At 46.5% G+C, this 11,590-nt stretch carries 10 protein-coding genes; 5 read left to right on the forward strand and 5 right to left on the reverse strand.

Annotation, left to right across the window (positions count from 1 at the left end):
- Window positions 1-426 carry an IPExxxVDY family protein gene (locus tag DC20_RS13025; protein ID WP_062544226.1) on the reverse strand — a complete coding sequence of 142 codons (426 nt, stop codon included), beginning with the start codon at window positions 424-426 and terminating at the stop codon, window positions 1-3.
- A 177-nt stretch (window positions 427-603) separates the two neighbouring features.
- Here DC20_RS13025 and DC20_RS13030 point away from each other — a divergent pair, with 177 nt between their 5' ends.
- From DC20_RS13030 to DC20_RS13050, 5 genes are all read left to right on the forward strand, one after another.
- Window positions 604-840: an acyl carrier protein gene (locus DC20_RS13030; protein ID WP_048919546.1), complete on the forward strand. Its 237-nt coding sequence runs from the start codon at window positions 604-606 to the stop codon at window positions 838-840.
- Between the two features lie 75 nt (window positions 841-915).
- Window positions 916-2,169 carry a beta-ketoacyl-ACP synthase II gene (gene fabF / locus DC20_RS13035; protein WP_062544227.1) on the forward strand — a complete coding sequence of 418 codons (1,254 nt, stop codon included), beginning with the start codon at window positions 916-918 and terminating at the stop codon, window positions 2,167-2,169.
- Entirely contained in the window at window positions 2,169-2,924 is a 756-nt protein-coding gene (gene rnc, locus DC20_RS13040) for a ribonuclease III (protein WP_062544228.1), read from the forward strand. Before fabF ends, rnc begins: the two co-directional genes overlap by 1 nt.
- Window positions 2,925-3,215: 291 nt before the next feature.
- Window positions 3,216-5,069, forward strand: a complete 1,854-nt coding sequence (nadE, locus tag DC20_RS13045; protein WP_062544229.1) for an NAD(+) synthase — start codon at window positions 3,216-3,218, stop codon at window positions 5,067-5,069.
- A gap of 222 nt (window positions 5,070-5,291) precedes the next feature.
- A complete protein-coding gene (locus DC20_RS13050) occupies window positions 5,292-5,924 on the forward strand; it encodes an HD domain-containing protein (protein WP_062544230.1) in 633 nt (210 codons plus the stop codon).
- 284 nt (window positions 5,925-6,208) lie between these two features.
- Here the strand turns inward: DC20_RS13050 and DC20_RS13055 are convergent, their stop codons facing one another.
- From DC20_RS13055 to DC20_RS13070, 4 genes are all read right to left on the reverse strand, one after another.
- The gene (locus tag DC20_RS13055) at window positions 6,209-8,743 is read right to left on the reverse strand and encodes a TonB-dependent receptor domain-containing protein (RefSeq protein WP_062544231.1); all 2,535 of its coding nucleotides are present in this window, start codon (window positions 8,741-8,743) and stop codon (window positions 6,209-6,211) included.
- 390 nt (window positions 8,744-9,133) lie between these two features.
- Window positions 9,134-9,898, reverse strand: a complete 765-nt coding sequence (locus DC20_RS13060) for a LuxR C-terminal-related transcriptional regulator (protein ID WP_062544232.1) — start codon at window positions 9,896-9,898, stop codon at window positions 9,134-9,136.
- A 296-nt stretch (window positions 9,899-10,194) separates the two neighbouring features.
- A complete protein-coding gene (locus tag DC20_RS13065) occupies window positions 10,195-10,518 on the reverse strand; it encodes a 2Fe-2S iron-sulfur cluster-binding protein (RefSeq protein ID WP_062544233.1) in 324 nt (107 codons plus the stop codon).
- Window positions 10,519-10,522: 4 nt separating this feature from the next.
- The gene (locus DC20_RS13070; RefSeq protein WP_062544234.1) at window positions 10,523-11,536 is read right to left on the reverse strand and encodes an NAD(P)/FAD-dependent oxidoreductase; all 1,014 of its coding nucleotides are present in this window, start codon (window positions 11,534-11,536) and stop codon (window positions 10,523-10,525) included.
- Between the last annotated feature and the right edge of the window lie 54 nt (window positions 11,537-11,590).

The raw sequence follows: 11,590 nt of genomic DNA on the forward strand, positions 1-11,590 counted from the left end.
CTAAAAAAGCAGGTTTTCTTTATAACGTAAACAATGTGGGTCAAAGGAGCGCACGTACTGGACCAGAGGTACGGCGTTCAAGGTCTGCAGAAGCTCTTGCTGAATTTGGCTGAGCCCGCCAGACACTTGTATTACATAATCATATTCTTTGATGTCAGGAACCAGGAAAGGGGAGGCAAGGGTGCTGGTGCCTACAGAACGGTTCCTGAATAAACGCAAAGAGCCATGCTCTGCACGATGCAGGTAATTGGAGATAACCAACCGGCCTTTGTTTAGGAAGTCAATGCACAGGTCAGCCTGTTTCACTAACCTAATGCGAAAATACTTGTTAAGTGCCCAAGCCAAGGTGTGCTCTTTGCTGGAAGACACAACTCCATATAGGTCGAAATCAAAATCGTATTCTACGTCTAGACGGAAAGATTTCATGGATTGTGGTACTCTGGGTGAAAATTTCTGTTGGGTTGGCAATTTAAAGAAGTCATTTGGAAACTCAAGTTAACTTCTCATAAAAGTGTTGGAATAAAACTATTGCTCATGATTTGTTTGACATTGTGTTACCAAATCTATTTCTTTGCACTGTGTTTTAAAAAACTTCTATAAAAAATGTCAGAAATCGCAGAAAAAGTAAGAGCTATCATTATTGACAAATTAGGCGTTGAAGAATCTGAGGTAACGCCTGAGGCTAGCTTTACAAACGACCTGGGTGCCGACTCTCTTGATACCGTAGAATTAATCATGGAATTCGAGAAAGAATTCAATGTGTCTATTCCAGACGATCAAGCTGAGAATATTGCAACGGTAGGCCAAGCGATCAGCTACCTGGAAGAGCACGCTAAGTAATCTCCTTCCTCTTTTTATTCTTATCGATCCAAATTTACCTAATCAATACAGGTTCTTTTCCTCTACTAGCAGCGTATGGAGCTTAAGAGAGTTGTAGTAACAGGCCTTGGTGCGCTTACCCCTCTGGGGAAATCCGTTTCTGAATACTGGGATGGCCTCATAAATGGGGTGAGTGGGGCAGCGCCCATTACTCGCTTTGATGCCTCAAAATTTAAAACCCAATTCGCCTGCGAAGTTAAAGGGTACGATCCTGAGCAATACTTTGAGCGTAAAGAGGCCCGCAAAATGGACCTCTTTACGCAATTTGCTGTGATTGTAGCCGATCAAGCCGTACAGGATGCCAACTTGCAAGATGAGTCTTTAGACAAAGACCGCATTGGTGTTATCTGGGGTTCTGGTATTGGGGGTTTGCGTACTTTTCAGGAAGAATGCGTGAACTTCGCCAATGGCGATGGAACACCACGGTTCAATCCTTTCTTTATTCCAAAGATGATCGCTGACATCAGCGCCGGTCATATCTCTATTAAGTACGGCTTCAGAGGTCCTAACTTTGTGACCGTTTCGGCTTGTGCCTCTGCCACCAACGCCCTTATTGACTCTTTTAACTATATCCGGTTGGGTATGGTTGATGTGGTTGTGAGCGGTGGTTCTGAAGCAGCGGTGACAGAAGCTGGGGTAGGAGGATTCAACGCCCTGAAAGCCCTTTCTGAGCGCAATGATTCTCCAGAAACTGCTTCCCGCCCGTTTGACAAAGACCGTGATGGTTTTGTGTTGGGCGAAGGTGCAGCGGCAATTGTGCTGGAAGAATACGAGCATGCCAAAGCCCGGGGTGCTAAAATTTACGCTGAGTTGATTGGCGGCGGTATGTCTGCTGATGCGTACCATATCACAGCGCCACACCCAGAAGGGTTAGGTGCCCGCAACGTAATGCAAAACGCACTGCGTGATGCAGGTCTCAAACCTGAGCAAGTAGACTATATCAACGTGCACGGTACTTCTACTCCACTAGGAGACGTAGGAGAAGCGAAAGCCATTGAGCACGTGTTTGGTGATCATGCGTACAACCTCAATATCAGCTCTACTAAATCAATGACAGGCCACCTTTTAGGTGCGGCAGGTGCCATTGAAGCAGTAGCCTCTATATTGGCCATCCAGAACGGTATTGTTCCGCCTACCATCAACCATATCACGGATGATGAGCAGTTTAACTCAAAGCTGAACTTTACTTTCAACAAAGCTCAAAAGCGCGAAGTAAACATTGCCCTTAGCAATACCTTCGGATTTGGCGGACACAACACCTCTGTGATTTTCAAAAAATTCAGTGAATAGTGTTGAGCCCGATCAGACCGGTCTTTCGCGCAATCCATAAATTCTTTTACAAAGACAAGGCGTTTGTGAATGCCATTACCCATATTACGGGAATGGCTCCAGACAACTTGCACCTGTACCAGTTGGCGTTTACGCACACTTCTTTTGTGCGCCAAAACCTGAAGGGGAACCAGGAAACAAATGAACGACTGGAATTTTTGGGCGATGCCATCTTGGGCGCCGTTATAGCAGAGTATCTCTTCAAAAAGTATCCTTACAAAGACGAAGGTTTCTTAACAGAGATCCGGTCCCGTATGGTGAACCGTGAGTCACTCAATAGCCTTGCGGTAAAAGTAGGGTTGCATTCGCTTATCAAAGTAGATAACATTTCTGGAGTCACCCGCCATAAGTTTATTAATGGCAATGCATTGGAAGCATTGGTAGGTGCCGTGTACTTAGACAAAGGCTATACAGACACCAAGGACTTCATCCTGAAGAAGCTGGTGAAGCCCCACTTTGACCTGCACCAACTCACCACCACCACCAGTAATTTCAAAAGCAAACTCATTGAGTGGGCCCAAGGCCAGAACCGTAGCATCAGGTTTGAGATTATTGGGCAAAAACAATCAGGTAGCACCACTGAGTTTACCGCCGCCGTAGTGGTGGATAATGATATCATTGCCAGCGGTAGCGGCCTTTCAAAGAAAAAAGCGGAGCAAGCCGCCGCTGAGAAAAGTATGGAGGTGCTAAAAGCTACCGGTTCCCTACCTGCTTAATCATTTCTACGTTTAGAGCCTCTTTTCCCAAAAGAGTACATAAAAGGCAACTGACAGCTTTTTTTATGTATTCATACAATTGTTGGCCTTCATCTCCTTTCAAGGTTTCGCTTAACTAGTATCTGTGTTTCACAGTTCTGTTATCTCCTATAGTTTCTTTTCTGTTTCTTGGTTCTACCGGTGAGGTTCTTAGTTTTGTAAGGACCTGGTGACGTGTTTCACGTGGCCAGTATCCGTATTTTCAACTTACAAGACAGTTCTTGCGTTAGAAAAGCCTTAACAGAACCAACTATGAAACTTGCCGGCGCTGCCCTCAACCAAACTCCCCTGGATTGGGATAACAATCTCCGCAACATCAAAACGGCCGTAGAACAGGCCAAAGAACAGAACGTTGATATTCTTTGCCTCCCAGAAATGAGTATTCCCGGGTATGGCTGCGAAGACCTGTTCCTGAGTGAATGGGTGAGTGTGGAATGTTTTGAGCGGTTGTTAGAAATAAAAGAATGGTGCGAGGGTGTTATCGTCTGCGTAGGGCTTCCTGTTCGGTTGAACAACACAACCTATAACTGTGCCTGTGTCATCAAAGACAAACAGATTCTTGGTTTCACTGCCAAACAATTCCTAGCCAATGACGGAGTGCACTATGAACCCCGCTGGTTCAGTTCATGGGTACCCAATACCATTGAAGAGTTTGAGGCGTTGGGCCAAACCTATCTTATTGGTGACATCATCTATGAACATAAAGGCATAAAATTCGCCTTTGAGATTTGCGAAGATGCCTGGCGTAATGCAAACCGTCCGGCTTACCGCCATATAGAGAAAGGCGTAGAGCTCATTATCAACCCAAGTGCCAGCCACTTTGCCATGAGCAAAACCGATGTGCGCTACCATTTGGTGGTAGATGCCTCCCGAGAGTTTGATTGCACCTACTTGTATGTGAATTTGCTGGGTAACGAGGCAGGCAAAATGATTTACGATGGTGAAATCATCATCGCGCAAAACGGCAATCTGGTACTCCGAAATCAATTGCTTTCTTTTAAGAGCATTGACTTTGAGTGTGCTGAGGTTTCCTTTGAAACTCCATTGCAGCCTGTGGAACTTGACTTGCTACCGGTGGATGAAAACGTAGAATTCATCTCAGCTATTTCATTGGCCTTGTTTGATTACCTGCGCAAAAGCCGAAGCCGTGGTTTTGTTCTTTCCTTGAGCGGTGGGGCCGATTCTTCGCTGTGTGCCGTGGCCGTAGCCGAAATGGTACGCCGTGCCCTAGAGGAAATCAGCCTGGAAGAATTTGCCCAAAAAACCAATTGCCTCAGCCCGGAGGAAGTTGCAGAATACAAGCAACTTCCCATAAACGAGCTCAGAAACCTATTGGTAGGTAGGTTACTGGTAACAGCCTATCAGGGTACCATCAACTCCTCAGATGACACCTACCGTTCCGCGGAAGAATTGGCCAAATCCATTGGAGCCGTTTTCTATAACTGGACCATAGATGAGGAGGTGAAAAGCTACCGAGGCAAAATTGAGCACGCCATTGGGCGTAACCTTACCTGGGAGAACGATGACATCACGCTGCAGAACATCCAAGCTCGGGTTAGGGCTCCAGGCATCTGGATGATTGCTAACCTTAAAAACTCCCTGCTGCTGGCTACCTCCAACCGGTCAGAAGCATCAGTAGGGTATGCCACTATGGACGGAGACACCGCGGGAAGTATCTCACCCATTGCTGGCGTGGACAAAGCCTTTATCCGGCAGTGGCTGGTATGGGCGCAGCTACAATTAGGCTACGAGGGCTTGCATTACGTGAACAATCTGCAACCATCGGCAGAGTTGCGGCCTTTGGAAAATACCCAGACCGATGAAGAAGATTTGATGCCATATCCGTTGCTGAATCAGATCGAGCGGCTGGCCTTCTATGAACGTATAGCCCCAAAGCAGGTGTTTGAGAAGCTGAAAGGCACCTATCCAGATGAGCAGTTGAAGCAGTTTATCAAACGGTTTTACTCGCTTTGGAGCCGTAACCAATGGAAGCGCGAACGTTATGCCCCAGCCTTCCACCTGGACGACTACAACGTGGATCCCCGAAGTTGGCTTCGGTTCCCTATTCTGAGCGGAGGTTTCAGGGAAGAGCTGAGCGAGTTGTAATTACAAGTTGCAAATACATTGGGGGCTGTTCTGGACTGTTTTAAAGATAATAGGCTCAGAACAGCCCCCAATGTAATTTTTTATGGGCCTTCAGCCTACCTTGCACTACCTGTATTTTATGCTGTTTGAATGGGTTCTGTGTTTACGGTCTATTCTTCGAAAACCAGCTTGTAAATGTCTATGGTATAAAACTCAAATGTACATTCTTTGAGTATAAAGCTCATGGAAGAATTAGATTGTCCCGCCGCATTCAATGATTTGGAGCAGAAAGCCTGGAAATTTGCAGTGACTGCCCACGGGGAGCAGCGTCGTAAATACCACAATGAGCCGTATGTAAAGCACCTGGAGCGGGTGGCGCAGACAGTTATGGCGTATGGCGGAACAACCGGAATGGTCATGGCTGCCCTGCTGCACGACGTACTGGAAGATACCCCGGTGACTGAAGAGGAGGTGCAATCGTTCCTGGAGGAAGTCTGCCAGGAAACCATTGTTAAGCCAGCGGAAGTGCTGCAAATGGTGGTGGACCTCACCGATCAATTCACCAAACAGAATGCCCCAGGCCACAACCGCAAACGCCGGAAACAGATGGAGGTAGAGCGCCTAAGCCAAATCTCTTCCCGTGCTCAGACCATAAAGCTCGCTGATATCATTGACAACACCCGCGACATCATTGCCCAGGACATCAGTTTCGCAAGGGTGTACATCCCTGAAATTGTGGCTTTGCTGGAAGTACTAAAGAAAGGCGAGCCATTCCGGTTGTATATGCTGGCCTGCTATGAAATGCAAAAGGCCGTTTACCGGTTAGAGGAGGAACGCAGCAGGTTCGTTTCGCTCCCAGAGAAAGAAACAGAATAGCCTCATTGGTTTAACCTCTATTCTTCTTATTCAGGATGTGTTTTAAATGCAGATAAAGTTTTATATAAGTTTTTTATGAAATAAAAATTTAAGGTTGTTCAACCTTAAATTCTTTAAAAGCTAACGAGGGTATATATTTTAAATTGTATATAGAATAGTTATATGTTTTCTTGGGCTTGTTGAGTAGTTGTTTGTTTTTACTTTGTTTTATAGAAAAAGCCCCAAAAGCCTTAAACAACTAAAGAGCGATAGCACAACTGCCATCGCTCTTTAGGTTGAAATTTTTATTGAACTCCACCGCCGCCATCGCCTTGTTTGGCGTCATCGTTACGGATGGACTTTTTGCGCTTAGGCGGACCTTGCTGCTGTAGTTTCCCGAAGCGGTACTCAAAGGTTAACCGGAAACCACGGTTATATTGGGTAACCAACGTCTGCGTGCTGAAAGGTAGCCTCTCATCGGTGTTTTGGTTTACGCCAGATAATTCGTTTCTGAACTTCAGGGCTTGTCTGAACGGGTTATCCATCCCTAAGCTCAAAGCTCCCTTTTTCTCAAACAATTCTTTCCGGATGGCCAGGTTGTGGTAAGAGAACGAAGAGGCAATTCCTTGCAGTTGAATACGGTCTGAGTTGAAGCCCCCGGAGAACTGAGCACTTACGCCTTTCCCGAAGGTATAACCCGAACTCACGTTGATGTTGTACATCAGACCAGAGTTAGACGCGAGCGGGGCATTCAAATCAACATAGTACACGTTCACGTTTCCGTTGATGTTCCAGGCCGGAATGGGCTTGGTAGAGCCAGACAAGGTCATCCCGTAGGTCTTGTTCTTGGCGATGTTGTTAAACGTCACAAAGGTGGTGTCGCGCAGTACTTCAGAAACAGACTCAATGGCATTATCAGTAACGCGCATGTAAGCAGAGACGTTGATAGAAGTAGTCTTGAAGTAGGTGCTGTAGTTCAGTTCATAAGAGTCAGTTAACTCAGCATCCAACCTTGGGTTACCGTACACTACCAGGTTTGGTCCTTGTTGCTGGCGGTACGGGTTCAGGAAAAACAACTGCGGTCTTTGGATCCGTTGGGTAAACGTTGTACGCAGTTTGCTGTTCTGCGTAAGGTCATAGGCCAAGGTGATGTTCGGGATGAAGTTATCGTAGTTGGCGGTGAAATCTTGCTCCGGATTCACAAAATCACCCGCAACATCGGTGTACTCATAGCGCCCGCCAAACTTCAGGGCCGTCTTTTTGTTCAGGTTGAAGCCATAGGACAGGTAAGAGGCAATCACGTTCTGGTCATAGGAGAAGTCTCCGTTCAAGTCTTTACCGTCATACAGAGAGGAACTGGATACGTCGCGCAGAATGCCTTTGGCGCCTATTTCCAGCAAGGTGTTTTTAGGCATTGGGTGCGCGTAGTCTGCCTGGAAGGTGAGTTCCTTGTTAAGACCTTCGTTTTCATTGCGGGTAGTAGAACGTAACGGACCCTCAATCTCATACCTTAATTGGTTTACCTCATTGTCCTGATCTGTCTGGCTATAGAGCGCCAACAACGTAAGTTCCTGTTGCGGTTTTTTGAATTGGTGGGTAAAATCCAGGTTCAAGTCCATGCTCAACCGTTGGTTGTTGTTCTTCATGGACAGGTTATATTGATCGGTTAGCCTTGGCTCCAGAAAACCTGTAGTTGCTTCGTTCTGCGCTGCCTGAAAGGTGTTGGCATTCTGGTGGGACCGCATCTTGAAAGAGCCTGTATTTAGCCTGATGCCGGCTGACAAGCTATTCTTCTCATTGATATCATAATCCAAACCCAACTGACCGAAACCAAACATACCGTCAACGGTGCTTCTCCCCAATTGGGTAGTGGTGTTCTCAAACAATTCCCCTGCATCGTTCCTGACCTGGTTCATCTGCCGCAGGTTCATGGAACCTTTGCTGTAAAACCGGTTCACACCCGCGTTCAGGTTCACGCCTAGTTTGCCCTGCTTTATGCTCAGGTTGCCGTTCCCGTTGCTGCCCCGGGTACCGGCAGTTAGGGTGGTAGAACCGGTTACGCCCTGGATACTGTTTTTCTTAGTCACGATGTTGATGATACCGGCGGTACCTTCCGCATCATATTTAGCCGATGGGCTGGTAATTACCTCCACGTTTTTAATGACATCGGCGGGGATTTGCTTTAGGGCATCAGCCACGTTGCCGGCCATCACGGTAGAAGGTTTCCCGTTGATGAGCACCCGCACGTTTCCGCTGCCGCGCATCTGGATGTTGCCATCCTGGTCTAATGAAATGGACGGTACTTTCTGCATCACATCGGCGGCGGTGCCACCGGTGTTGGTGATATCTTTCTCGGCGTTGTACACCAGGCGGTCTACCTTGTCTTCAATTAAAGGCTTTTCACCTACCACGGTTACTTCCTGTAATTTGGTGTGAGCAGGGGCTAAGGCTACTTTATTCAGATTCGCGGTTTGGTCCTCTGCGGAAATAGTCACCTGCTTCATTTCCTTGGTTTCATACCCAATGAAGCTGATGTTGAGGGTATAAGTCCCGTTGGGTACTCGGTTTAAAGTGAAGCGGCCTTTCTCATCGGTGACGGTACCGTCAACGGTTTTGCCGCTGGCCGCATTGATCAGGGCGATAGTAGCGAACTCAACCGGCTTGGAAGATTCTGAGTCTACTACGGTACCGGTAATTCTGCCGGCTCCCTGGGGAGTTTGCATGGCAGGAGCAACTCCGGCTGGAGCTGTTTGAGGACGAGGGGAGTTCACTGGACTCTGCGCCCAGAGGGGGGCAGAGATAGCGCAGCTTAACAAGGTTAAGAGCAGAAGTTTTTTCATATAGGGTGTCATGAAGGTATTTGCTTTTTGCCAACTGAAAAAGTAGAGATGAATTGGGAGAGCATCAGGCCGGCTTGAGACTCTCACGCAATTCATCAATATTTATTCAGTTGAAGCATTAGTATTCCTAAGGAGAGGAATATTACAGGCCCATTCTTGAAAAGAAGGCTTTTAACAAAACCTTAACAAAGCCTTGATGTGGCAACTTTTACAAGGCGTAGATAATGAGGAGATTGGCAATTTGAGAGGGCATGTTAGATAAGAGAGCAGTTGAATGTGAGGAACTCATTTTTTCTTAGGACATAGAAAGCCCTTGCTCTCTTAGAAGCAGAAAGCAAATCTGGAGAGAACGTTATACGCTTGTTTTTAGAAAAGAGGGAAAAAAGGTAGCTACAACCAACCCTCCCGAACTGCCCTCGCCACTAATTCAGAAGTACTGGCTACTCCCGTCTTGGCCAGAATGTTCCTTCTGTGGGTGTTCACGGTATGCTGGCTGATGTAGAGTTTGTCACTTATTTCAAGGCTGTGGTTGCCAGAAATTAGCAATGATAGAATTTCTTTTTCCCGCTTGCTTAAGACCTCTTTTTGAGGCGAGAAAACTACTTTGGCGTTCACATCTATGTAAGAAGGCTCTCCGTCTAAACCAATGAAAGATAAAACAGGCTTCCCTTCTTTTTTCAGGTGGGAAATGTCTGTGTGCACGCCCAAGGTGCGCAATACGCCACCCGCCTCGTCTGCCTGAATGGTAACTACCTGTTGCAGAATTCTGATGTATTGCCCGTTTGCTTTCTTGATTCGGTAATCATACCTGACTTTGTACTTCATGCTTTTACCTGGCGGCAATTTCAGGAAGAACTCAGTAACGGCGTTCTCAAAGTTTAGAAACCAGGGCAGGTCATCTGGGTGAATGTTGTCCAGGATGTGAGGCACGTTGAAGTCTTCGGGGTGGTACCCCAGTAGGGCTGTTACATTTTCATGTACATATTCAATCTTTGCCTCCAGGCAGTTGAAGATGTAATAATAATAGTCACCCACCTGGAAGATATTCAGTAGTTTCTTGTGAACCTCCAGTTCAAATTTTAAATCAGGAACAGTGGTTTCCTTGGAAATTTGTTTCCAGATTTTTTGCGCCTCCTCAAATGCGATCAGTCCCATTGCCTCTATAAATTAGTAAAATCTAATATTTGATTAACTTTGATGTATAGTACTGTGCTTCAATTTAAACAATAGATAACTAAGAGTTATATTAAATTATAATTAATTAATGACTTTATGTAACAATTTAGATGAAATAGAGGAGGTGTTACATGAAAATTTATATTTGTTTTTCTATATCTATTATAGAAAAGGTCTCTGTTCCAATCCAATTTTCATAAAGTGGCCTGAAAACAGAAAAGCCTTGGCTCCATCTACTCAGGAGCCAAGGCTTTTCAAGAAAGGAAAGATTGTTCTTAATGATCAGACATCACACGTAGTACCAGCCCGTCAAGTTCTGGGGTAACCTTGATCTGGCAGGAAAGCCGGCTGGTATCTCTTAGATTTGGAAGGTTCTCCAGCATGTAAAGTTCATCGTCTGACGGCTCTGGCAATTCCGGGGCTTCCAGAAGTTCCACGTGGCAGGTAGCGCAAAGGGCCATTCCGCCGCAGGTAGCCAAAATATCAAACTCATTCGCTTTTAAAGCTTCCATCAGGCTAAGGCCCATGTCAGTGGGAACGGGAACGGCAACGCGTTCTCCATCTGCATTCTCTACGTAAACAGTGATGTCTTCTTGCATGGCATTACATGGTTGGCACTCCGTTTACGGTAGTGTATTTCAAAACGAACTTCTTGTCTGGGTTGATGATAGAGTAGGCGCTCTGCGCCATCAAAGCAGCCTCATGGTACCCGCACAAAATCAACTTCAGCTTGCCAGGGTACGTGTTGATGTCGCCAATGGCGTAGATACCCGGGATATTGGTGCTGTAATCAACAGTGTTCACCACTATGGCAGATTTCTCCAGCTCCAAACCCCAGTTCTCCAAAGGACCTAACTTAGGTACTAACCCGAAAAGTGGAATGAAATAATCAGTTTCTATCTGATACGGCTCAGCTCCGTCTGGGGCTAGGGTAACAGCGTGCAATTGTCCGTTCCCATGAACGTGGGTGACGTTAGATTTCAAAAGCAGGCGCATATGACCTTCTTCGGCAAGGCTGGCAACTTTCTCAGCAGACTCAGGCGCTCCTCTGAAGGTAGTACCACGGTGCACCAGAGTCAATTCTTTCGCCACATCGGCTAAGTAAATAGCCCAGTCCAAGGCAGAGTCACCACCACCGGCCAGTACCACGCGTTTGTCACGGTAGTGCTCTGGGTCCAGGATCATGTAGTTCACGCCTTTACCACCTTCAAAGTTGGCTAAGTTGTCAATGGCTGGTTTACGGGGCTCAAAAGAACCTAAGCCACCGGCAATCACCACTACTTTACAGAAAATCTCAGTGTTTTCATTTGTGCGAAGTCTGAAAGAACCGTCTTCCAGTTTGTCCAGGTCCTCTACACGCTCACCTAAGGTAAAGGCAGGGTGGAAAGGGGCAATCTGCTCCATCTGGTTCTTGATCAGGTCTCCGGCTAAAATAGTTGGAAAGCCCGGGATGTCATAGATGGGTTTTTTAGGGTAGATTTCAGAAAGCTGGCCGCCTACCTGGGGCAGGGCATCTACCACGTGGCACTTCATTTTAAGAAGACCTGCTTCAAACACCGCGAACAGCCCAACCGGCCCGGCGCCAATAATACAGATATCAGTAGTTACAGTTGACATAAAAGGTATATAAATCTAACAGGCAGTCAGGCTTCTCCTTTTCTGCCACTTTAG

The organism is Rufibacter tibetensis, assembly GCF_001310085.1.
In the GTDB taxonomy this organism is placed as follows: Bacteria; Bacteroidota; Bacteroidia; order Cytophagales; family Hymenobacteraceae; genus Nibribacter; species Nibribacter tibetensis.

Coding starts and splice junctions, on each gene's coding strand:
- DC20_RS13025 (WP_062544226.1), bottom strand. CDS start 426: ATGAAATCTTTCCGTCTAGACGTAGAATACGATTTTGATTTCGACCTA.
- DC20_RS13030 (WP_048919546.1), top strand. CDS start 604: ATGTCAGAAATCGCAGAAAAAGTAAGAGCTATCATTATTGACAAATTA.
- fabF (WP_062544227.1), top strand. CDS start 916: ATGGAGCTTAAGAGAGTTGTAGTAACAGGCCTTGGTGCGCTTACCCCT.
- nadE (WP_062544229.1), top strand. CDS start 3,216: ATGAAACTTGCCGGCGCTGCCCTCAACCAAACTCCCCTGGATTGGGAT.
- DC20_RS13050 (WP_062544230.1), top strand. CDS start 5,292: ATGGAAGAATTAGATTGTCCCGCCGCATTCAATGATTTGGAGCAGAAA.
- DC20_RS13055 (WP_062544231.1), bottom strand. CDS start 8,743: ATGAAAAAACTTCTGCTCTTAACCTTGTTAAGCTGCGCTATCTCTGCC.
- DC20_RS13060 (WP_062544232.1), bottom strand. CDS start 9,898: ATGGGACTGATCGCATTTGAGGAGGCGCAAAAAATCTGGAAACAAATT.
- DC20_RS13065 (WP_062544233.1), bottom strand. CDS start 10,518: ATGCAAGAAGACATCACTGTTTACGTAGAGAATGCAGATGGAGAACGC.
- DC20_RS13070 (WP_062544234.1), bottom strand. CDS start 11,536: ATGTCAACTGTAACTACTGATATCTGTATTATTGGCGCCGGGCCGGTT.